Raw genomic sequence first — 23,310 nt, 5'->3', positions numbered from 1 at the left:
TCCAAGTTTTTGGAGGCTCCTTTTGTCTATTCAAATGTTGGTTTATAGAATGAACGATTATCTAATGGGAATAGTCGTTCTGTAAATTCACCTGGATTTGTTTTATTAAGTGCGCGATTAAGCATATTCATTTTCGCATCAATGTTATCGATATAATGAAGCATCTCAGCTTCAAGTAACATTGGTTTCTTAGGACTTCCCCACTCTTCTTTTCCATGATGAGAAAGAACCATATGTTGAAGAAGCATCACTTCTTCACCATCAATTTCAAGCTCATCCGCCGCTTTAGCAATTTCGTTCACCATAATGGTAATATGGCCTAATAAATTACCTTCAATTGTGTAAGAAGTAGCTACAGGTCCTGAAAGCTCAATTACCTTTCCAACATCGTGTAAGATGATGCCTGCATACAATAAATCCTTATTAATAGTTGGATATAGATCACATAAAGCCTTACCCAGTTTAAGCATCGAGACGACATGATCGATTAAACCGGAAACATAGTCATGATGATTTTTTGTCGCTGCCGGAAATGTAATAATGGCAGGCTGATGTTTTTTCAATAAATGTCTTGTAATACGTTGAATTTGTGGATTTTTCATTTCAAAGAAATACTGCATGAGTTCTTCTAATAAAACTTCTTTTGACTTCTCAGCTGATGGCACCAAATCGCTTAAAGAGATGCCTTCGTCTTCTTTAACTGGGCGTATACTTTTAATACGTAATTGATTCTTCCCTCTGTAATGTTGGATTTCTCCTCCAACTCGAACAATTGCTTCAGCATGGTACAACGTCTCATGTTCATCATTCGTATCCCAAAGTTTTGCTTCAATATCTCCGCTCTTATCTTGCAAAATTAGCGTCATAAACGGATTTCCTGTTGTGGTAAAAGCCTTTACAGATTGTTTGATTAATAAGTAATGATCAACTGTTTCTCCTACTGCTAATTGTGTGATCCCTTTCATATGCTCGGCACACTCCTTTCTTTTTGCAATGCTGCAACATCAATAACGTGCGCATTCGGCCAAATCGATTTCATTTCTTCATGGCATGTGAAATACAGGAATTGATGATTGGATTCTAAATTCGTCATTAACTGCACCATTTGATTTACTCGGTATTGATCAAAATGAACAAATGGATCATCCATGATAACTGGAAGTGGAACTGTCTCGATTAGCGATTCGGCTAATGCGAATCTTAGGGAGATATAAGCTTGTTCTTTCGTCGCTTGACTCAGTTCAGCTATTCTAAATCTTATCCCTTGAGCATTAACAGCTTCAAAAATCCCCTCCTCATTTACTTCGAGAGCCTCGTATCGATTCCCTGTTAAATGTGTAAAGAATTGTTGAGATTTTTCCAAAACAAATGGCAACCTTTTTTCTTTCAGATTATCCATCGTTTGTTTTATTGCTTCCATCACAGCCTTGTTAACTGCCCATTTATGCGCCAGCTCAGCAAGCTCTGTTTTCTTCTGTTCGAATTGTTGCAGAACGTTCCCATAATGTTCATCACTTAAAAGAGAATTGGTTTGTTGTTTTAACATAGCACGTTCGTCTAACAGTTCATGTCGCATTTTTTCGAGAGATGCTAATCTATCATCCACATTCTCAAGATGACTATTTTGTTCCTCTTCACTTAATTGAGGTAACACTACTTCACCAATTGAATGTAATTGCATCTCTATTGCATTTAATTCTTGTTGAAGTGCTTGTTTTGTTTGATATGCTGCATCCGCCTCATAAAATGCGGCTTCATCACTAACTGCAGCTTCTACCCATAATGCATCAATTTCATTTGTTTGAACCTCTAACAATTTTTGTTTTTCACTTAATTGTTGGTTCCATTCGGTAGTTTTTTCTTCAGCAAAGACTTGTTTATTTTGACGATTCTTCCACTCACTCGTTATTTCTCTTAAACGATGGTAAGCATTGTTTTCATGTAGCGTTTCACCTGTCAATTCAATCATCATTGCGATCTGATGATGAATTTCCTCAATGACCTCTTGATGTTCAGAAGATTTTTGAGCGATCGTTTGATGAAGCTCTTGAATTAGTCTGATTCGCTTAAATAATTCTGTAAACAATTGAGTTTGTGTTAATCCATCAAATCCATATGCCATTAAAAATTCGTTAAGATGTTGATTAGCTTCAAGTTTCTTTTGAGTTAAGCGATTAAGATTCTCCGATAATTTTGCTCGCACATGTTCCTTTTCAACATGTTGGTCTAGTAGTTGTTTTTGTTTTCCATTAAAATTCATCACTTTATTGGCCATTTGCTCAGCTTTTGCGAGCTCTTGTTCCATATTCGTAATATCTTCATGGTAATCCGTCTTTTTAGCTTGGGGAGTGGATGAATTCCCTTTCATTAATAAAAATAAAATGAGTCCAGTTAAAACTAAGCCAAAGCCTGCAATTAGCCAATTACCGATTAGTGCAGCTCCGATTATAGAAGTGAGTAAGATAAGTCCACTTACCATAAAGGGAATGTTTGATTTGTTAGAAGACGCTTCTGATGCTTGAGAAACATGTTGAAGTGCTTTTAATTCGGCTAATTGATTGATCAATACAGATTTCTTACTTGCCAATTCAATCTCTTCGTTTGTTGGTGCTTCTTCTTTTAACTCAGCTAAATTACGATTAGATTCTTCTAATTCTGATTGAAGACGACTCAAACCTTGATTTTCGTAACGAATTGATTCATCTACTTGTGATAGATCATTCACTATGTTTTGGAAATGCTCTTCTTTTTGAAGAGAAACATCCATTGTCACAACTTGCGAAAAATGCTCTTTATCTTTGATACCTATTAAACGCATTTGCTGTTCCATGTCTCGCGTTGCTTGGTCACGCTCATTTGCTAACTGCTGTTTACGAAGCTTTAAGTGATGCCATTCCGTTTCTTTTGCGAGCGTGGATTCTAATTGTTTAATATGCTCATTCGGATCTTTCTCAAAAGCTTGTCCTTTGGATTGTTGAATATTTTGCTTTAACTGTGTAATTTGGATCGTAAGTTCTTGTACGCGATCCTTAAGTCCTTCAAACCGACGAATTCCTTCCTTAGGAAAGGAGTTTTGACTAAGGTTACTTAACTTTGCTTTTAACTCTTGTTGTTGTTCGATTAAAGGTTTAACTTGTCGGTACTTGGCAAATTGTTCATTTTGAATTTTCAGCTCTGATTCTTCTTCGTTTATTCGCTTTAATTCTTGTTCTATTTCTGAAATCCGTAAAATTGAAGGTTCATATTGATCAATTTGAGACCGAGAATCTTTTAATGTTTGCTCTAGCGCTCGAATCTCTTCAATTTTGATATTCATTTCAGGATTTTTACCTGACTTTTTAAATAAAGAATTCATTTCCTTCGAAGCTCTTTGTTCAAGCTTATTCATCGCATCGACACCAGTGGTACCAGATGCAAGTAATGTTCTACTTAACTCTTCTTCCGTCATTTTATCGAAGTTTTGCAATTGTAATATGGTAAATGAAAAAATAGATTCAAAAGAAGCTCGATCATATCGGTAAAGTACTTTTTTGAGAGTTTCTTCATCTCCGCGAGTACCATTTTCAAAATACACGGTTACTTCTCCAGCAGACTTCCCTTTTATCCGCTCCACGATGACCTTCCCAAACTCTGGATGAAGAATATGGACTTGTCCTCCGTGTCTACCGCCACCTTTTGGTTCATATCTTAGAAGTCCTTGATTGCGAAGTGGAAAACCAAAAAGAACAGACAAAATAAACTGTTGAATGGTTGTTTTCCCTGCTTCATTCAAACCAAAAAAAACATTAATTCCATCTTCTAAATCGATTTGAATGTCTTCGTGTTGTCCAAATCCATATATAACAAGCTTTTGAATTCGCATGGGATTTTCACTCCTTTACAGTAAGTTCTCTGTGAATAAATGCACGTGCGTTCTGTTCAATATCTTTGTATTCATCTTCTGTTAACTTGTCCATAAATCGACTAGATCTTGAATGTTGATACACATCACTGACGATTTCTTTCCATTCTTGTGTATCCCAATTCTCCATGACGGAGAGGACTTGCTCTGTGAGACCACTAGATTCCATTTCAATCATTTCTGGCATCTCCAGCGTAATGGATTGAACCCAAACATGTGGGTCTTTGAATTCTTGATTTTCACGAATCATTGACAACCACTCATCCATTGGAGTTGCTTCGAACATAGATTGAGTTTGTATATCAATTTCAGTAAGTAGCACTTCAATCACGCCAGCCCCATGCTCACTTCTAAATCGATCAATAACTTCATCCATCGCTTCAAACCATTCATTCGCATGGACAATGTCTTTACACGAACAAATCACTTCATCGTAAATGATGGATGATGTAGGAACAAACGATAATGATGACTGACCTTTTTCTAAACTAACATCATAAAAACCTTTTATACCTTTTTCATTTCGATGGCGACTTTGAAGATTACCTGAGTAGACAATTGGTGGTTCTGCATGTATAACTTGTCTTTTGTGTATGTGCCCTAACGCCCAGTAATCATACTTCTTACTAATGAGTTCGTCTTTTGTAAAAGGCGCATAAACAGCATGTGTTGTATCTCCAGCTAAGCTGCCATGTAACATCCCAATATATAACGCATCATCGTGAGTTGCTTCTTCAAATAAAGAACTCATCGAATCTTTTACATGCCGCTCTTTATAACTGAATCCACTAATATATACATCTTGTTGACCTATTCGGATGTGTTTCTTTTCCAATTTCTTATCAAACACATGAACATTGGCAGGCAGTTGGAATCTCGTCCACTTGCCACCTAAATGATCATGATTGCCATAGCTAATAAAGACCGGAATTTGGTGCTTATTTAAAAGTTCCATCCCCTGTTGAAATTTATGTTGAGCTCGTAAACTACGGTCTTCACCGTCATATATGTCTCCTACTATTAATAAAAAATCAGGTTTTTCTTGTACCGTATAATCAATCAAAGATTGAAATGCATGAAAGGTACTTTCTCTTAAACTTTTTAATTGAGCGGCAGGCATTGAAGATACGCCTTTAAACGGACTATCTAAATGTAAATCTGCTGCATGAAAGAAACGAATAGTGGACAAGAAATTACCTCCTCTAAAAGTCGAATATTTGTTCTTATTTTACCATTTGAAATAGCAAATGGCTACTTGACTCAGTGATTTTCGTTATTAAGTAACGAAGCTCGAAACTAGCAATGTTTGCAACGGGTCTTTAATTTTTGAAAGCTAAGCATATTAAATTAGAAAAACTACCATGAACACTAAGTCCATGGTAGTTATAGGTTTAGCTCTTTCCAAGCTGAATGGCTTTCTTAATATCTTTTAATGATTGTGAAGCACCATACATTAAAACACCGCCACGATAGACACGTGAACCGAACCAACCGAGAATAAAAATACTAACCAACATAATCGCGATCCCTAGTATTGGTTCCCATATTGGTAAGTCCAGCATCCCCACTCGTAAAAACATAACTAATGGAGTGAAAAATGGGATGTAAGAGGCAACTTGAACATAGCCCGCTTCTGGGTTTCCTATTCCTGAGAACGCAATAAAAGAAGCGATAATAATTAAGAATGTCATTGGTAGCAATAATTGTTGCACGTCTTCTGTACGGCTTACCAGCGATCCCAATAATGCAGCGAGTGTGGCATAAAGGAAATAGCCTAACAAGAAAAAGACGACTGCAAAAATCATGGTACTTATTCGAACATTTGAAAATCCAAAGAAAGTAAATACGCCTGATGTTAAATCAGATGAACTTGTTTTTAATGCGGCAAACCCGACTAAACCGAATAAAGCGATTTGCAATAAGCCTAGAGTCCCTACTCCCGCAATTTTTGCAAACATATGCTTTACAGGCGATACACTCGAAATAATGATTTCCATTACTCGAGAAGATTTTTCTGTAGCAACTTCCATGGCAATCATATTGGAGTAGTAGAATACAGCGAAATAGATGACAAATATCAATACATACACTAAACCTCGTGCTTGACTTAACTCCTCTTCAGATTTCGACGAATCCACGACAGCATCTTGTTGGAATTGGATTGGCGTAAATAACTGGCCTACTTCTTCTCCAGTTAATTCGAGAGATTCTGCTTTAATATTTGTTTGAACACTTTGTAATGCTTCTTGAATATTCATAGGTTGTTCAATCGCGTTAGCATTTTCTGATGTGTAAACAGCTTGAATCGTATTTGATTCATCTAACGATAACTGTAAGAAACTCGTAATCTCTTCATCCTTAATATTTTGTTCTAACTCCTTAACGGATTCAGAGGAAGCCACTAAAACAATTTCACTATCTGACAAACTCAATTGGTTTTGTAATGGTTCAAGTAGTCGGTTACTCTCATCTATTACCATTACTTCATTTCTATTTACCTCATCACCAAAAATCCCTGCCTCCTCTATTTTAGAAATAATAGAAGAAATATTAGACATTAAAAAGATTCCTGCAATGACTATTAATGTGGTGATGACAAATGACTTCGTTTTAGCTTTTGTCCAAAAAGATTGTTTAAAAATTATCCAAAAATCACGCATGATCTTTACCCACCTTTTCAATAAAGATATCTTGTAAAGAAGGTTCTTCTATAGCGAAGTACCTAATATCACCTTTAGTTAAAGCCATTTTTAATAACTCATGAGCTATTTTTTCCTCCCCAATTTGGAATAACCCACCTTCTTTCGAAGGTTTATATGAAGTTACTCCTGGAAGGGCATTTAAGAAACTCAAGTCAAAATCTGCTTTTAGGCGTACATTCTGTCGACCAAATCCACGTTTAATATCACGAAGTGATCCACTAACGATTGCTTTTCCATGATCCATAATACAAAGCTGTTCACAAAGTTCTTCCACGTGGTCCATACGATGACTGGAAAAGACAATCGTTGCTCCCTCTTGTTGGACATCGATGATTGCTTTTTTTAGCATTTCTACATTGACTGGATCTAGTCCACTAAATGGTTCATCTAAAATTATGAGTGAAGGCTTATGTATAAGGGATGCAATGACTTGTATTTTTTGTTGATTCCCTTTGGATAACTCTTCTACTTTTTTAGTTGCATAATGTGGCACGTCAAATCGCTCTAACCACTGATTCGCTGCTTGTTTTGCATCATTTTTCTTCATTCCTCGAAGTTGACCTAAATACATGAGTTGGTCTTCGACTTTCATTTTCGGATACAAACCTCGCTCTTCAGGTAAGTAACCAATATGAGTACTATTCGAGTAAGTGATCGGTTTTCCATTCCACGAAATCGAACCTTCTGTTGCATCCAGTAAACCTAGAATCATTCGGAACGTTGTCGTTTTTCCAGCTCCATTGGCACCAAGAAATCCATACATACTTCCTTGCTTAACTGTCATGGAAAGATCTTGTACTGCTGTGAAATCACCGAATTTTTTAGTGACTTGTTCAATTTGTAATGTCATCGGAACACCCCTTCGAATATTTCAAGATAATAATAGTACGTATATATAGATATAAAGATTCATTAATTCGATAATAATGAAAATTTTCATAGCATATTTTACTCATAATCGAATTTGGAGATAACAGTGTTTTTTTTTAATTGAAAAACTTGTATAATGAACCTAGATTCATTTCAGAAAGGTTGGATATATATGAAACCTTATAAATTTACCGCGTATCAACCAACAGGAAAATTAATCGTAGAAGAAACTTGGGAATTTGCTTCAGACGAAGAAGCGAAAACAAAAGGTCAAGATAAAATTGACGAAAAACAGTTAACTGAAGCAACTCATCGTTTAGTTAATACTTCCGGAAAGCTGATTTTATTTCACGTATAAGCAAAAAGTCTGCATGAGTGGGGTTTTCACTCGATGCAGACTTTTTTATTATTCTCCTTGAAAATGTGGTTTGCGCTTTTCTACAAACGCTTGTATACCTTCAAGATGATCTTTAGATTTTCTCATTGCTGCTTGTGACGTACTTTCAAGCGCCAGGATTCTCTCAAGTTCATGCACATGTTGAGTATGCAAAATTTGTTTTGACGCAATCATGGCCTTTAACGGAGAAGCTAATAGTTTATTGGCTGTTACTTCTGCCTGTTCATAAGCTCTTCCTTCTGCTGTTACTTCGTCAATTAATCCAAGTGATAAAGCCTCATGACCGTTTAAAACTTTTCCAGACCAAATTAATTGTTTTGCTTTTGGAATACCTACTCGTTCTTTCAAAAAGAAATGCCCCGCTCCATCAGGAACAAGTCCGATGCCGATAAAATTCATTGCAAGTTTACTATTCTCTTCAGCAATCACAACGTCACAACCGAGCACTAGACTTAATCCAAGACCCGCAGCTGCTCCGTGCACTGATGCAATTGTGATCATTGGAAGCGTGTAAAGAGCTTTCGCTAACCGAGAAACATCCACCATAACTGTTTCAATATCTAGAGGTGAATTAGGGTCTAACATCGCCTTAATGTCTCCCCCAGCAGAGAAGGCTTTTCCTTTCCCTTTGATCACTAATAATTGTAAGTCAGTATCTTCTTGCAAACTTTCAAGCGCTTCCGCGATTTCCTTCATCATCATTCCGTTCATAGCATTCATACTTTGTGGACGGTTTAAAGTTAATGTAGCTTGTCGACCATTTTTTTCTAAGACCACCGTTTCGTAGTTCATAGCTGCACACCTCTCCTTAAGTGAATAGTCATTCATTATATAGTACTATTCGATACTACATTTGAAAAACCTTTAATTCTTTTATTCAGAATAAATAAGATTAAAAAAGTACATGTCCTCTACCTATGACATGTACTCTTATCAGAAGGGAAATCCCTACATTCTATATTCTTTAACATTTTGTCGTTGTTTCTTTTCAAGAACTCCTCTTAAAAAATCACTAACTTCTTTTAACTCCTTTTCATTCAATGGTATCCCATCCCAATGAAAATCTTTCGAGTCTTTATAATGATCAAGTGCAAATTTTGTTTCTATCTTATTTTGTTCTGATGTAAGGCCTAATAAGTAGTCAGTTGTAACATTAAAATAATCAGCAAAGAACGCAAGCTTATCTAATGACGGTTGTCTAAATTCTGACTCATAGCCGGCGTAAGTAGACTTTGCTATTCCAGCGGCTTTAGAAACAGTGTCCATTGTTTGCTTAGATTCTAGGCGCAGTTTTTTAAGACGTTCCCCATATCCAATCAACATTATCGCCTCCAAGGAATAAGTTCAAGTAATTATTTCGTCGTTTCTAATCACCTTCATTAGATGACTTCTATATGAATACAATTTTTTCACAAGGAAATTAGATTGAGTAATGAAATAATGTAGTTCTTTATCATTTAATATTCTTAAATCTTTAAATAATAAAACACTATATCCCTGCACTTGATTATTATGCATTAAAGGATGTAATAAAAGCGAGCGATAACCAAATTTTAGTAATATCTCTCTATATTTTCTTGGTAAATCGGGTGTATCTAAAAAAATATCTTGGATAAATAAATATTCAGCGTTAATTAAACAAACCGGATTTTCTTCTACAGTTAGACCTTTAACCCAAACATTAAATTCATTTGACATAGAGTTTGAGAATACATTCCAAAGACATTGGTCCATATCATCATATATATATATTCCACATTGGCAGTCTAGGATAACATTTTCTATAGAAGAAGTTGTATGTTGAACTGTAAATTTTGTTTTATAAAATAAATATTCTGATTGAGATATTAACCCTTTATTATATAAATCTAAAAAGACTATAGATAGATCTTTGCCATTTTGTAATTTCACATCTAATGAGGATATGATACGCTCAACATTCTTTTTCAAGCTATGCGCTTGAAGTGAATGGATTAATTTTTCCATGTATCCACATATCCCTTATAAAACAATTTTTTGAAGTATTATTATCAACGATCCAAAAGATTGACTATTTTCGTATCGAGTCCATTACTGATTCTTTTTACAACTTTTAATAAGGCATTTTCGGATGGAAAGAATTGTATTTTCCACTCAACATTATAATTTCCTTCTAAAAATGTTTTTACTTTAGCCGATTCTCCGTAAACGTAATAATTAAATGGTGCTTTAGCAAGACAGTACATAATAAAAAACTCCTACATTAAAAATTGTTCTCCTTTCGAGAACCTCTTTTCAAGTATATCACCAATCAAATTTTTAAACATTATTTAATAGGTAATTCGTTAAACATATGAAGAGTTAAAACATTTAATTTGCTTTTCTTCACTAAAATTTAGAGAAAAGCTTAGAAAATTAGAACGGTAAGAGCAGAAAACTTTTTTTACTTAATCTTTTCATTTGCTTATTTGAAACATCCATGTTATTCTTAAGAAGAATTATTTTTGTCGGTGTAAAAGATTTGTATACGTTTCAAACTTATCGTCTTAATGATCACTTTGGGCAGGGATAGTATTACATTGTGTGAATTTCACACTAGGAGGCAACAAAAATGGAACAAGGTACAGTAAAATGGTTTAATGCAGAAAAAGGTTTTGGTTTTATCGAGCGTGAAAATGGGGACGATGTATTCGTACATTTCTCAGCAATCCAAAGTGAAGGCTTCAAATCTTTAGACGAAGGTCAAAAAGTTACTTTCGACGTTGAGCAAGGCGCTCGTGGAGCTCAAGCTTCAAACGTTCAAAAAGCATAATTTAACCTTTCAAACAGACTCTACTTATGTAGAGTCTGTTTTTTGTTGTACTTAAGAAAGACGGAGCCTCCACTTATGTGGTGGTGGCTCCGTCTAATTTTATTGATTAACCGAATTTGAACTTTGTACTTAGTGTAAAAATACCAATAGTAACGTATAACTCAAAATACCGATTAAGAATGCGGGCAAATTACTTTTTTGCTCTTCAGGTAGTTCATCCTTCATTACATTCAATATAATTCCTCCCGCTAAAAAAGCAGTAAGAAGTGAAACCACAACATCTTTTATTTCAATAAAAGCCCCAACACTCCAACCTACGAAAATAGCTACCGCCAGTAACCATCTTCCGAATCGATCATATTCTTCTTTATGAGATTCTCTTAAACTCCAGTCATTCGTAATGAAATGGACACTCATAGCAACAAAAAACAAAAGAGTACCAGTTACACCTTCATATTCACCACGAACCATCAAATATCCAATCACTGCATTGTAAAAAAAGAAAGAAGCCATATGAATTTGAAATCTTTGTAAGGACTCTTGATCTCCGCCTTCTTTTTCATCCAACTCTTCTTTTTTCCTAACCATAACTTCTAACCCATAGAATATAGCAAGTCCAATCATTGCGACAATATAAATATGATCTTCCATAACCATCCAAAAATTTGACTGAACTGTATCTTCAAGCTCTTTTTGATATTCATTTAATTCAGGCAATAAATGAACAAATACATAAGAAACTGCAACCCCTGAAGAAAAAGATAGAAACACGTGTCGAGGAGAAAACCTTAAAAAATCTAGCCTTTTGGATAAAATATGTACAGCGATAAGTCCACAAGTAAGTAAAAATGTAAATAAGATCATGCTCTATCTCCTTTCTTTTGGATACTTGTTACTTATACCCTAAAATGAACACTTTACTGCTATTTTTTTATAAAACGATATGAGTTTGTTGTTCTTGTAGATACGCAAAAAGAAAAACCGGCATTAGCCGGTTTTACATTCCATCATATAAAGATTGCACTGGTTTCATTAAAACTCGATTCACTTCTTCGATTAAACCGCTTAAGCCCATTTCAGCTTGTAGCATCTTTTCAATTTTAGGATTTGCTTGAGCCAGTTGTGCTGTTTTTTGAGCATACTCAAGTTCTTCTCCTGAAATTTCTTCTCCAGCCATTTGTTTTTGTTGTAGCGTCATCTGCAAATCTCTAAAGCTTTTAAATAGTGCCAAAGCTTGTTCATCTGATTTTACTTCAGCAACAGCTTGTTGTACCGCGGCATATTCATTTGTTTTTCTAAAAGAAGTTTCTAATCGGTTGATGTCATCATAAATGTTTACAGTCATTAAAAATCACTCCTATATCATATTCATAAAGTAGACGATAAGACCTTGAATAATTCCGATAACCCCTCCAAGAACTGCTCCAAGGACCGTTATCATTTTAAATTCTTTCTTTGAAATACCAAGAACTAATTCTTCTAAACGTTGCACTGGGAATGAATCCACCTGTTCTTTAACCATATCTTCTAATTTTAAGCGGTGTATCATTTCTTCAAGCTTTTGTTCTCCTTGAAGGAAAGCAAAATTCGTTAACTTCGGCGTGAAGTTAAGTGCAGTCCAGTTTGCACCGTCTGGCCAGTATGATTGTAACGTAGCATCTAGTCGTTTTTCAACTGCTAGCTCTTGTTTTACATATGTCTTTACGGTTGATAAGACAGGCTGCCAATCGAAGCCACCGATTAATTCTTGGAGAGGTCGATCTTTTAACTTTTCCCATTCCCCGCGAATGATATTGGCAATTAATTCAAATGTTCCTGGAGCTCTTAGAAACTTTTGAATCTCAGGCTGGACTTTGTCGACTATAGTGGACGACTCTCCCATAAACATTTGGATCATGTTTCCTAATGTGCCTTTAGAAGAAAGGAAGTCATCAACCAGTCGTTTAATCGTTTGTCTCCCCTCTTCTGAATCAAAAAAGGATTCGCCTTTACTTAGCATGTACTCTACAATCTCTGGAATTTGCTGATTTGCTTTTTCCATCCACTGTTCAGGTGCCAATTCACGAATTGATTTAGTAGCAAAACGCATTTCCATGCTTCTGATTTGCTCATCTAAAATGTCATCAATTTTCGCTTCTACTCGATTAGGTATTTGCTCAATACCGGCTTTTTGCATCCATTGTTGAATCGTAACATCAGATTCAAACACCTGTTTTGTAATCTGACTTTGAATCCAAATTTCTGCTTTTCGACTCATCTCTTGAGAGAAAAAGCGGCGTTTAAATGTGTCTGGAGTCAATAAATGTTCTACTACCGTTCTGCCTAATTGTTTTGCTAATTCATCTCGTCTCTTTGGAATTAGCCCTGGTGTAAAAGGGACTTTCCAGTTGCCAATATATTTAGCTTCATGCGGACGAAATAACATTTTGATTGCTAAGTGATTTGTATATCCACCTATTAAAGCACCAATGAGTGCCATAAATACGATTGTCCATAAAAAATTCAATGTCTTCACCTTTTTCTTTCAAGCTACCTTCCATTATAACAAGAAGGCAGCTCGATTAAAAATGAGAAGACATGAACTTAAATCGAGTTATATATAGTTGAAAGTCGAATAGCATGTTCCATTTCATCATTCATAGCTATAAAAAATGGATCATGTGCTTGAGGTATTGGGATGGTAAGCAACATTTCTTTATATAATTCAACGGCTTCTAATTCATCTACGAGTGCATCTTTTACTGCTTTTTTAAAGCTAGTCGGATGCTTCGGCTTAGCAGGGTTTTGAACAAACTCTCCTGTCAGCATATAATAGAGTTGTTGAAACATTTCATAATGGCTTTTTTCATCCTCTATAATATGTTTTATAAAGGATTTGAAAAAGGCATCATCCGTTAATGTGAGCATATGTTTATAAACATAATAATCTCTATACTCACCTTCGATGGCTTGTTTTAATTGCTCAGTAAACACATTGTCACTCCTTTTGTCTTTAAGACAACTTATGCGACGAAAAGTGACACTATGAAAGGAGTTCCTCATGTTACAACACTTTAGCTTTAAACCAATGTTTGAAAACAAGCAACTACCCGGCTGGACGTTTTCATTTTTTTATAAACAATCCCGCTATATTGGCGACTACCATCCTGATGGCAAAATCGAGTGGAAAGATTCTCATCCTCCTGATGAAGAAACCGTAAAGAAAATGATTCATGAATTAATGCTTTTTCACGTGTACGATTAATGCAATAAATTAGAAAAGACACAGTTTGCGCCGAAAATGGTGCAAGCTGTGTCTTTTCTGTTTTTTTGAGAATCATATGTAAAGTGTGGAAAAAGATGATAAGTGAAACTTTTTTATTTTTAGCACGTATTACTAGCATAGGAAATTTTTGTTAAATATATTTAAAAGAAACATAGTATTAGTAATGATTTTTTAAAAAATATTTAAAGAGTTAAGTGAATCAATATTACATACAGGTATTAAATGAATCGAATCATGGAAATGCAGACCGGAATAATCCTATGAATTATATACAATCTTAAGATCCCTTTTTTATTTTTTAGCAACATAATCTTATGAGTCCTTAAGGAGGACCTTACTTGAAGATATTATCAACCACATTATTTAAGTATTTATTCGGTGTAATAGGCATTATTTTAATAAGCTGTGCACCTGTTCTCTTTAAACTTCACCACTTCTTTGATCTTCAATTATTTTTTTCAACATTTTCTGGAGTTGTAAAGGACTTCTTTACACCAGCTGAATGGCATTTAAGCTATATATCACTCAATACTCTGGAAGCGAAATATATTTCATTTTTTGAATATTTTACAGGTCCTTATATTTATTCAATGTCGATTCTGATTGCCTCACTCCTGATATCGCTAATAATTTCATTTGTACTGTCTATAGTTACATTCTTGTCAAAGGACTTTCCAAAAAAATTCCTTCTACAGACAGCAAAAATTCTTGAGTCATTTCCGGATTTTTCATTTGTATTTCTTATACAAATAGTAGTTGTTTATGTCTATTTAAAAACCGATATTCTTATTTTACAATTTTATAGTTTAGGAGATAACTTGGTGTATCTCGCTCCTATTCTTTGTTTATCCATTTTACCTACTCTGTTGTTTTTTAAGCTCTTTATCTTGTTATTTGAAGAGGAATGGGGAAAATCCTATGTTGAGTTGGCAAGATCTAAGGGGTTAAATAATTTCGAAGTATTGTTGAAACATTGTACTTCTAATGTTTTGAAAAGTGTATTTTTCCAATCTAAATCAATTGTTTGGCTAAGTCTATCTTCCTTATTAATTATTGAATACCTTTTTGGCATCAATGGCATTCTTTATTATTTGAGGGCTGATTTCAGTCCGACTGGGACAAGTTTTATTCTTTTATCTATTTTCACTCCCTTCTTCTTTTTTTATACAGTAGCAGAACGTATTGTAGATAAAGAGCAAATAATGAGAAATGTGATTTTCAATAATTTAAATTTATCTTTATTAAGCATTCAACAAATTAAATCATTACCTATCTTTAGAAAAAAAGACTCTAGCCCTGGAATTTCAGCAACCTTGACAACAGGAAGGAAAAATTTATTCAAAAGTTTAAACATTAAGATTCCAGTTTTGATTGTATTTGGTCTTTTATTAACTAGCTTTATGTATTTCATTATATTTGACGATCAAATAGATCAAATCAATTATATTTACAATAAGGAAGGGGAAATGCTAAGTATTTCACCACATCCTCCATCTTCTAGCATTCTATTTGGAACAGATCCATATGGTTTTTCTATACTTCAACAATTAATAGTTGGTATCAAATATACCATCCTAATCACTTTAGTCATTGCAACTACACGAATTGTAGCGGGTTATTTATTTGCAATCCTTTATGTGTTTTATTCAAACAATAAAATAAGAGTAGCCATTAATTCGATTGCTGATGGTATGCATTTTTTACCATTATCACTACTAACTTATATTTTATTAATGCCAGTACTTAAAAACTTTACTGGCATATGGGAAACAACATTAATGGAGAGGTTGATATTTCAAATTGTCATTATGTCCGTCATTGTTCTACCAGTAACAACAAGTTCCATAGGGAATGAAATGAATGAAACTTTAAAAAAAGAATATGTTCAAAGTTCAGTTGTGATGGGGGGATCATTAATATGGATTTTAATCAAACATCTAAATCCTATTCTATGGCCAAAGATTCTTTTACTTTGGACACAACATATCGTACAAGTGCTACAAATGTTTGTGCACTTAGGGATTTTATCCCTTTTTGTTGGAGGTTCAACGTATGGAGTACCAGACATATCTGAGCTTTCAGGTATGATTGCCATTTCAAGAGAAGTCTTTATGACGAAACAATATTGGATGATTCTTCCTCCATTGTTTACCTTTATGTTACTGATATATTGTTTCAATACCATTGCAAATGGAATTTCAAAGAAACCCATATTTTTTTCTAAAAACGATTAGAATAATCGATTCAAACAGCTTGATAATAAAAGCTTTTCCATTATTAAAAAAGGATACCAATTCATTTTCGAATTGGCATCCTTTTTTGTGTTTTATTTTCAACTCAGGCGAGTATTCAGTTTTAATGAACCAGTTGTTAATAGCTTATTAACGGCTTTTCACAAGCATTTGAACTGCTTCTTGAATAGCATCTTCGGCAGACTTGCCATTCTCATTCGATTCAATGATACATTGTTGTAAGTTCTTCGCAACGACTAGTCCAATTGATCGATCAGAAGCAGAACGCACAGCTGATAGTTGAGTGACTACCTGACGACAATCTTTTCCCTCTTCCATCATTTTAATTACTCCACGAACCTGTCCCTCTAATCTTTTCAAACGATTAATTACATCTTTATCATATTGCACAACTCTCACTCCAGTCTTCCGTGTTTCGATTCTCTAAATATAAAGCTTTCACTAGTAACTTGCAATCATAAATGCTAAAAACAACTTCTAGGTGTCACCCATGAGTTAAGAATAGTTGTGGAAGCACTGATTACTAGTTTCACTGATTAGGCTACAAGACTGATATGCTATGTTGCGCAAAGATATACTTTATTAAAAAGGGATATCCCTTAACCCACTTGAGGATTAAGAGATACGCCAGATTGAAGACGATACATTTGTTCGTAACGTCCTCCTAAAGTTAATAATTCATCGTGTGTACCTTGTTCAACAATTTCTCCTCGATCTAACACTAATATTCGGTCTGCATTTTTAATAGTAGAAAGTCGATGAGCAATAATGAATGTTGTTCGTCCTTTTTTCAAAACATCCATTGCGTGTTGAATAATTTCTTCGGTTTCGGTATCGATATTCGATGTAGCTTCATCTAAGATCAGAATCGCTGGGTCAAATGCTAAAGCGCGCGCAAATGAAATGAGTTGTCGTTGTCCAGAAGATAATGTACTTCCTTTTTCAATAACAGGCTCATCAATTCCTTTCGGTAAATGCTTTAATACTCGTTCTCCTCCAACTGCGTCTAGAGAAGCTTGCACTTTTTCACGAGAAATTCTTGCATCACCTAAACTCACATTTGTTTCAATCGTTCCTGTGAATAAATAAGGATCTTGTAAAACAATTCCCATATGATCACGTACTGTCTGACGAGATAAGTCTTGAATATTCATGCCATCAATGGTGATGGCACCTTTAGAAACATCATAGAACCTGAACAGTAAATTCATAATCGAACTCTTACCTGAACCTGTGTGCCCAACTAGCGCAACAGTCTCGCCCTTCTTCGCTTCAAAAGAAATGTCTTTTAAGACATACTCTTCTTCTTTATAAGCGAACCAGACGTTCTCAAAACGTACATTCCCTTCATATCTATCAACCTTTTCATCGCTTACATCTTCACCAGGTCGATCCATCAATCGGAATACTCGTTCGGCAGCTACAAGAGCCTGTTCTAATTTAGCTAACTGATTCACCACGCCAGTAACTGGATGGAATAATCGCGTTATATAATCTACAAACGCATATAAAACCCCTACTGAAATAGCTGTTGTTGCTGTCAATGAAGCACCACCAAAATACCAGATGAATAAGACAAACGTGATGGATCGAATTGCCCCTACTAAATTGTGAGAAGTTCCTGCGTCCAAATACAATAACTTATTCTGATATTTGTAGTGTTCACGGTTCATAACTTCGAACTCTTCTTGCATTTGTTCTTCACGTCGAAATGCTTGAATAATCGTCATTCCTTGAATGGATTCATTGATCATTGCATTCATATCACTGACTTTCCCTCGAACAATATGATTATATTTTGATGCGTACTTACGGTACATAATCATCCAAATATAGAGGATTGGCAAGACAAATAATGCAATCGTTGCCATTTTCCAATCTAGGAAGAACAAAGCCACATAAATCCCTGTAATATACATGGCACTTGATGCAAACTGAGACAATACCGTTACATATAGTTCACGAATGGCTTCTGTATCGTTTGTTATTCGAGCTACTACTTTTCCAGCCGGTAAATTATCGAAATAGCGAATTGGTAGCGTTTGAATATGTTGATACACATCATTACGCATTTTTTGAATGACACGATTCGCTGCCTTTTGTAAAAGTAAGTACTCGCCATATCGAAATACAGCAGCAACAACGGTTAAAGCAAAGAATATGCCAAGTAACATCGCGATTGGTTCAAAATCGATTGAACCACCATCAGCTCCTGCAATATGATCGTCAATAATTTTCTTTGCAATTAGGGGTCCGGCTAAATCTGCTGCTACAGCAACGGTTAGTAATGACATCCCCATGATTAACAATTTTTTATAGTGAAGGGCGTATACCCAAAGTCTTTTTCCTGTACTCATGACGTCACCTCCTCGATCTGTTGGCGATCGAACTGTTCTTTATACCAGCCTTCGTTTTCCAACAAATCCTCATGTGTACCTTCTTCAATAATCACACCATCATCTAATACAAGAATCCAATCAGCATGTTGAATCGCTGACAAGCGATGAGTCGTGATAATTGTTGTTTTTCCGTTTCGTTCTCTTTGAATATTTTCAATAATTTTTGATTCTGTTTTCGCATCAACTGCAGATAAGGAATCATCTAATAGAAGAATTTCAGGATTTTTAATTAACGCACGTGCAATCGAAATACGTTGTTTTTGTCCTCCCGATAAAGCGACTCCCTTTTCCCCAACAAGTGTCTCAAGACCTTGAGGAAGCATTTCCAAATCTTTTTGGAAATAAGATAATCGAATTGCATCTTCAATGTCTTGATCTGTTGCATCTGGATGACCAAACAAAATGTTTTGTTTCACTGTTCGTGAGAATAAAACATGATCTTGAGGAACATAGCCAATCCAATTGCGAACTTGGTCTTTCGTCTGCTCTTCAATTGAAATACCAGACAATGATAATGAACCTTTACCAGCGGGATACTCCCTTAGTAATTGCTTGATAAATGTCGTTTTCCCACTACCCGTCTTCCCAACGATTCCAAGCGTTTGACCTTGTTCTATTTGAACATGAATATTCGACAAGTTGATGTTCGTAGACGTCGGATATTGGAAGTCAACTGAACTAAAGCCAATTTGACCTGGACGATCCAATTTAACCGCTTGTTCAGGATCTTTAACATCCTCTTCATAATCCAGCGTTTCTTCAACGCGGTCTAATGAAGCATTTCCCCGTTGCATGACATTGATTAATTCACCAATCGCAAACATTGGCCAAATAATCATCCCGAGATAGACATTAAACGCTACCAAATCTCCTAGAGTCATTTGTTGTTGTGACACTAAATAAGCACCATAACCTAGACCAATCATGTAACTGATACCCGTTAATACTTTTGTAATTGGGTTAAACAATGCATCGATTTTTTCAACTTCCATGTTTTTCGCATAAACATCTTCTGTCATTTCATCGAATTGTTTTTCAGAGGCACGTTCTTGAACATAGGCACGAATCACGCGTACTCCAGCTACTGCTTCTAGAACGCTATCATTCATATCTCCAAATGCATCTTGAGCTTTCATATATTTTTCATGGATTCGTTTCCCAAGAATTTGCATGATAATCGCTAAAATAGGCAATGGCAATAATGCGACTAATGTTAATTTCCAACTCACTAAAACACCCATTGTTATTAATATTGTCAACATATATAGGGATGAGTCGATTAACGTTAAAATACCAAAACCTGCTGTCGTAGATACCGCTTTTAAATCATTTGTCGCACGAGCCATTAAGTCTCCTGTGCGATTTTTTTCATAAAAAGATGGAGTCATTCGTAAAAATTGTTTCATCAAACGACCACGTAATTGGTTCTCAATTACATATGCCCCACCAAAAAGTTGATATTGCCAAACAAAGTTACTCAAATAATTGACAACTGTAACTGCAATAAGAGCGAGTATAAATGTAAGTAATAATTTAGATGTTAATGTTTGTTGGTAAATAGCATCAATTGATTCTCCGAGTAACCATGGAGGGACAACTTCTAGCACATTGGTAACCATTAATAAGGAAATGGCGATTGTATACCGTTTCCAATTTTCTTTGAAAAACCATCTTAATTTAAATAATACTGTGAACATGTCATTTCCTACTTTCTGTTATAGGTGTAGCCTAACTAACCACCTTCTAGAGATTCCTTTAGTAAAATTTGTTTCTGTTGCCGATTTTTCATCGTCAGCACTCCTTTTTTCATTTTTTATGTGACAGCTTTCACTGGTAACACCAAATTTTGGTAATAAATGAACACAAAAAAGCACACGCCCTGTTTCCAGATGCGTGCGCTCTTGAAAATAGGTACAGGTCCATACCTGTGCCTTGTTATGTGTTAAGTCAATTGAGAAATAACAGGCAGGTACGGAAGAACTATGCAATTTGAACGAATATCCATTTTGTTAATCATCGGTCGTACCTCCTTTTCTCACATTTATTTACTTATTTAAGATTAGCACGTTGTTTTTTAAATTGTCAATACATTTTGAAATAAATGCTAATTCTTTATGCAAAAAGTTTAGACACTTTACAGATGGGTATTCAAAGAGTAATAAATCTTAAGAGATAGGGAGAGATGAAAAAATGGAAGAACACAAACATGTTGAAGTAAAACGAGAAGAGAAAACGGACACGGGTCTAGTAGGTGCAACATTCATTAAGTACGCAGCTTATATCATTATATTCTTTGGTATTCTATGGTTCTTAATTTCTTACGTATTCCCGATGTTTAGTTAATAAGGAGTGATTTAAATGTTCCAAAAAATGATCGTTGGTTATGATGGTTCAGAAGGCAGTAGAGCCGCACTAGAAAAAGCAATTACAATTCTTCAACTTAATCAAAATGCCAAATTACTAATAGCTTATGTTAATGAAGATGTTGTAGGTGAGGAGATTGCCTATTCTGGTCAACCTTTAGGTTCTGCACCAATCCTAGACGATATGACAACAATTCCACCCGTACCAAACGATCCTGAATCACCGAGACATTTTGCTAGAGATTACGCTGTACAAATGTCAGATTCTATTCAAGCGCAATTGGATGAACATCAAGTAAGTGGCGATATTGTTGCTGTTGATGGACACCCTACTAGAGCATTAGCTGAATTAGCCGAACGAGAACAAGCAGATGCAATTATTGTAGGGAATAGTGGAAAATCCAGTTTTCAAAAATTCTTTGTCGGTTCAGTTAGTGAAAAACTTGTAAAAGAAGCTCCATGTTCAGTAATAGTAGTTAAATAATTTCCAATGCGTTTCTCTTACACCGAGGAACGCATTTTTATTTCGAATAAAATTAGAATTCTTCTATACTGAATAAAGAAGAATATGTTTATCCTGTTTAAATAAGACCTGTAAATTAAAGACGGATATTAAAGGAGACATGAATCGATGAAAATTGCCGTTATTTTAAGAAATGATTTACGTCTTCACGATCATCCTGCCATGCATCAAGCATCATTAGATGGTGATATTTTACCGGTTTATGTACTTCAAGAAAACTTGGGCTCAGCGTTTAAATATTGGACTCATGGTCACTTGAAGTCTTTACAATCTTCATTGCGCAAATTTGATGGAGACTTATACGTCTCGAGTCATTCATTTAAAGAAACAATTGAATCCCTCATTGAGGAATTACAAATTAATGCTGTCTATTATAACCGCTCATATCACCCCGATCAGCGAATCCGTGATGAAGCATTTGCACACGAATTAGATGAAAAAGGTATCTTGGTGAAAACGTTTGAAGGTACCATGCTTCTGCCGCCATGGAAAGCTGTAAAAGAAAATGGCGAGCCTTATAAAGTATTCACCCCCTTTTATAAGCAATTTCGAACAAAAACAATTCCACAAGCCGTCCCAAAAGTAATGGAAGCCACCTTTATAGAGGTACCTCAAGAGGTCACCTGTATTTCAGCTACGATCGATTCGTTGAAGTTAGTCCCCTCTCTTGACTGGACAAAAGGGATTGACGAAACTTGGTCTGTAGGAGAAGATGCTGCGATTGAACAAGTGAAAACATTTATTGATGAAGATGTTGCTGCTTACAAACACTTGAGAGATTTCCCTTCAATAAATGGAACATCACGAATTTCTCCTTATTTAGCAGTCGGAGCTCTCTCGGTACGCAGTGTGTATCATTACGCTTTGAAAATGAAACCAGACGTATGTGAAGCATTCATTCGCCAATTAATATGGAGAGAATTTGCTTATCATATGATTGTTCATTATCCTCAAACGGTGAGTAGACCACTTAACGAGAAATTCGATAACTTCCCTTGGCTAAATAATGAAGATCATTATCGAAAATGGTGTCATGGTCAAACAGGTATTCCACTAATAGACGCAGGCATGCGTGAGTTGTGGTTAACCGGTTATATGCATAATCGTGTTCGAATGAATGTAGCGAGTTATTTAACGAAGCACTTGCTCATTGATTTCACAAAAGGGATGGAATGGTTTTGGGATACGCTTATCGATAGTGATATCGCTAACAACACGTTTGGATGGCAATGGGCTTCAGGAAGTGGCGCAGATGCAGCTCCTTATTTCCGGATTTTCAATCCTTATTTACAAAGTGAGAAATTCGATAACGAGGCTACCTATATTCGAAAATGGATTCCAGAGTTAAAAGGACTTTCAAATAAAGACATTATTGAACCTGACCAAGCTTCAGCAGAGGCATTAGAAGACGCCGGAGTTGTATTAGGTAAAACATACCCATTCCCTATCGTCACTCACAAAGCAGGCCGAACTCGCGCACTGCTAGCTTATGGTGAAATTAAAAATTCAAAGTCTGATGAAAGCGAATGACTATCCGTCATTCGCTTTTACTGTATACATATTCAAAAATGTTGATTTCCATTTCAGCGGACGCTTTCCGCGGGCAAGACTTCAGCCGCTTCCCTCGCAATGCTCAGTCCAGGGTCTTCAGTTCTTGCTAATTCCTCCGGAGTCGCCGCCTCCATTCCAATCAAAAACAAGTAATCTTTTTTGTAATTGAGAACCTCAAAATTTAAATTTTAACTGAGATCGTCATATTTCCAACTTAGTTTTTTTGTAAACAGAAAAATGTGATTGTCCAATAAACATCAACCAGGAATTTGGATTGGAAAAATTGAATTTTATTG

Annotated in this window: 23 protein-coding genes; 7 read left to right on the top strand and 16 right to left on the bottom strand. The window is 35.4% G+C overall.

Going from position 1 to position 23,310, the window contains the following annotated elements; all coding sequences use genetic code 11:
* Nucleotides 1–26: 26 nt before the first annotated feature.
* The 5 genes from yhaM to ACHUE4_RS07670 all read right to left on the bottom strand — a co-directional run bounded on the left by yhaM (nt 27) and on the right by ACHUE4_RS07670 (nt 7,453).
* Complete coding sequence (gene yhaM / locus ACHUE4_RS07690; RefSeq protein WP_394188784.1) at nt 27–965, bottom strand: 3'-5' exoribonuclease YhaM; 939 nt, start codon at nt 963–965, stop codon at nt 27–29.
* Nucleotides 962–3,862, bottom strand: a complete 2,901-nt coding sequence (locus tag ACHUE4_RS07685) for an ATP-binding protein (protein ID WP_394188783.1) — start codon at nt 3,860–3,862, stop codon at nt 962–964. Before ACHUE4_RS07685 ends, yhaM begins: the two co-directional genes overlap by 4 nt.
* 7 nt (nt 3,863–3,869) lie before the next feature.
* Nucleotides 3,870–5,090 (bottom strand): metallophosphoesterase family protein, encoded by a 1,221-nt coding sequence (locus ACHUE4_RS07680; RefSeq protein ID WP_394188782.1) that lies wholly within the window; start codon nt 5,088–5,090, stop codon nt 3,870–3,872.
* A gap of 202 nt (nt 5,091–5,292) precedes the next feature.
* Entirely contained in the window at nt 5,293–6,561 is a 1,269-nt protein-coding gene (locus ACHUE4_RS07675; protein WP_394188781.1) for an ABC transporter permease, read from the bottom strand.
* Complete coding sequence (locus ACHUE4_RS07670; protein ID WP_394188780.1) at nt 6,554–7,453, bottom strand: ABC transporter ATP-binding protein; 900 nt, start codon at nt 7,451–7,453, stop codon at nt 6,554–6,556. Before ACHUE4_RS07670 ends, ACHUE4_RS07675 begins: the two co-directional genes overlap by 8 nt.
* 192 nt (nt 7,454–7,645) lie before the next feature.
* Between ACHUE4_RS07670 and ACHUE4_RS07665 the strand changes: the two genes are divergently transcribed.
* The gene (locus ACHUE4_RS07665) at nt 7,646–7,831 is read left to right on the top strand and encodes a YhzD family protein (protein WP_394188779.1); all 186 of its coding nucleotides are present in this window, start codon (nt 7,646–7,648) and stop codon (nt 7,829–7,831) included.
* 48 nt (nt 7,832–7,879) lie between these two features.
* On the opposite strand, the gene ACHUE4_RS07660 is transcribed toward ACHUE4_RS07665, so the two are convergent.
* The 4 genes from ACHUE4_RS07660 to ACHUE4_RS07645 form a co-directional block, all read right to left on the bottom strand.
* On the bottom strand, nt 7,880–8,662 hold the full coding sequence (locus ACHUE4_RS07660) for an enoyl-CoA hydratase (protein WP_394188778.1): 783 nt from the start codon (nt 8,660–8,662) through the stop codon (nt 7,880–7,882).
* Between the two features lie 156 nt (nt 8,663–8,818).
* Nucleotides 8,819–9,193, bottom strand: a complete 375-nt coding sequence (locus tag ACHUE4_RS07655) for a helix-turn-helix domain-containing protein (protein ID WP_394188777.1) — start codon at nt 9,191–9,193, stop codon at nt 8,819–8,821.
* A gap of 21 nt (nt 9,194–9,214) precedes the next feature.
* Entirely contained in the window at nt 9,215–9,856 is a 642-nt protein-coding gene (locus ACHUE4_RS07650; RefSeq protein WP_394188776.1) for a hypothetical protein, read from the bottom strand.
* 44 nt (nt 9,857–9,900) lie between these two features.
* Entirely contained in the window at nt 9,901–10,095 is a 195-nt protein-coding gene (locus ACHUE4_RS07645; RefSeq protein WP_394188775.1) for a hypothetical protein, read from the bottom strand.
* Nucleotides 10,096–10,460: 365 nt separating this feature from the next.
* Here ACHUE4_RS07645 and cspC point away from each other — a divergent pair, with 365 nt between their 5' ends.
* Complete coding sequence (gene cspC, locus ACHUE4_RS07640) at nt 10,461–10,661, top strand: cold shock protein CspC (protein WP_016429181.1); 201 nt, start codon at nt 10,461–10,463, stop codon at nt 10,659–10,661.
* A gap of 129 nt (nt 10,662–10,790) precedes the next feature.
* On the opposite strand, the gene ACHUE4_RS07635 is transcribed toward cspC, so the two are convergent.
* The 4 genes from ACHUE4_RS07635 to ACHUE4_RS07620 form a co-directional block, all read right to left on the bottom strand.
* Complete coding sequence (locus ACHUE4_RS07635; protein WP_394188774.1) at nt 10,791–11,525, bottom strand: ZIP family transporter; 735 nt, start codon at nt 11,523–11,525, stop codon at nt 10,791–10,793.
* 133 nt (nt 11,526–11,658) lie between these two features.
* A complete protein-coding gene (locus ACHUE4_RS07630; RefSeq protein ID WP_394188773.1) occupies nt 11,659–12,006 on the bottom strand; it encodes a YlbF/YmcA family competence regulator in 348 nt (115 codons plus the stop codon).
* A gap of 12 nt (nt 12,007–12,018) precedes the next feature.
* Nucleotides 12,019–13,140, bottom strand: a complete 1,122-nt coding sequence (locus tag ACHUE4_RS07625) for a DUF445 domain-containing protein (RefSeq protein ID WP_394188869.1) — start codon at nt 13,138–13,140, stop codon at nt 12,019–12,021.
* 104 nt (nt 13,141–13,244) lie between these two features.
* Nucleotides 13,245–13,634, bottom strand: coding sequence for a ferritin-like domain-containing protein (locus ACHUE4_RS07620; RefSeq protein WP_394188772.1), 390 nt, complete (start codon nt 13,632–13,634; stop codon nt 13,245–13,247).
* A 67-nt stretch (nt 13,635–13,701) separates the two neighbouring features.
* On the opposite strand from ACHUE4_RS07620, the gene ACHUE4_RS07615 reads away from it, so the two are divergent.
* Together ACHUE4_RS07615 and ACHUE4_RS07610 are read left to right on the top strand one after the other, a co-directional pair.
* Complete coding sequence (locus tag ACHUE4_RS07615) at nt 13,702–13,905, top strand: YheE family protein (RefSeq protein WP_394188771.1); 204 nt, start codon at nt 13,702–13,704, stop codon at nt 13,903–13,905.
* Nucleotides 13,906–14,264: 359 nt separating this feature from the next.
* Entirely contained in the window at nt 14,265–16,160 is a 1,896-nt protein-coding gene (locus tag ACHUE4_RS07610) for a hypothetical protein (protein ID WP_394188770.1), read from the top strand.
* Between the two features lie 147 nt (nt 16,161–16,307).
* On the opposite strand, the gene ACHUE4_RS07605 is transcribed toward ACHUE4_RS07610, so the two are convergent.
* The 3 genes from ACHUE4_RS07605 to ACHUE4_RS07595 form a co-directional block, all read right to left on the bottom strand.
* Nucleotides 16,308–16,568 (bottom strand): metal-sensitive transcriptional regulator, encoded by a 261-nt coding sequence (locus tag ACHUE4_RS07605; RefSeq protein WP_394188769.1) that lies wholly within the window; start codon nt 16,566–16,568, stop codon nt 16,308–16,310.
* Between the two features lie 209 nt (nt 16,569–16,777).
* On the bottom strand, nt 16,778–18,535 hold the full coding sequence (locus ACHUE4_RS07600; RefSeq protein ID WP_394188768.1) for an ABC transporter ATP-binding protein: 1,758 nt from the start codon (nt 18,533–18,535) through the stop codon (nt 16,778–16,780).
* Nucleotides 18,532–20,274, bottom strand: coding sequence for an ABC transporter ATP-binding protein (locus tag ACHUE4_RS07595; RefSeq protein WP_394188767.1), 1,743 nt, complete (start codon nt 20,272–20,274; stop codon nt 18,532–18,534). The genes ACHUE4_RS07600 and ACHUE4_RS07595 overlap by 4 nt, the downstream gene beginning before the upstream one ends.
* Before the next feature lie 493 nt (nt 20,275–20,767).
* On the opposite strand from ACHUE4_RS07595, the gene ACHUE4_RS07590 reads away from it, so the two are divergent.
* From ACHUE4_RS07590 to ACHUE4_RS07580, 3 genes are all read left to right on the top strand, one after another.
* The gene (locus ACHUE4_RS07590) at nt 20,768–20,920 is read left to right on the top strand and encodes a hypothetical protein (RefSeq protein ID WP_394188766.1); all 153 of its coding nucleotides are present in this window, start codon (nt 20,768–20,770) and stop codon (nt 20,918–20,920) included.
* Nucleotides 20,921–20,935: 15 nt separating this feature from the next.
* Complete coding sequence (locus ACHUE4_RS07585; RefSeq protein WP_394188765.1) at nt 20,936–21,424, top strand: universal stress protein; 489 nt, start codon at nt 20,936–20,938, stop codon at nt 21,422–21,424.
* Nucleotides 21,425–21,571: 147 nt separating this feature from the next.
* A complete protein-coding gene (locus tag ACHUE4_RS07580; protein ID WP_394188764.1) occupies nt 21,572–22,993 on the top strand; it encodes a cryptochrome/photolyase family protein in 1,422 nt (473 codons plus the stop codon).
* The last annotated feature ends 317 nt before the right edge of the window (nt 22,994–23,310 follow it).

It is taken from the genome of Paenisporosarcina quisquiliarum (assembly GCF_043641925.1).
GTDB lineage: Bacteria > Bacillota > Bacilli > Bacillales_A > Planococcaceae > Paenisporosarcina > Paenisporosarcina quisquiliarum_A.
This window is presented reverse-complemented; position numbering and strand designations above follow the sequence as displayed.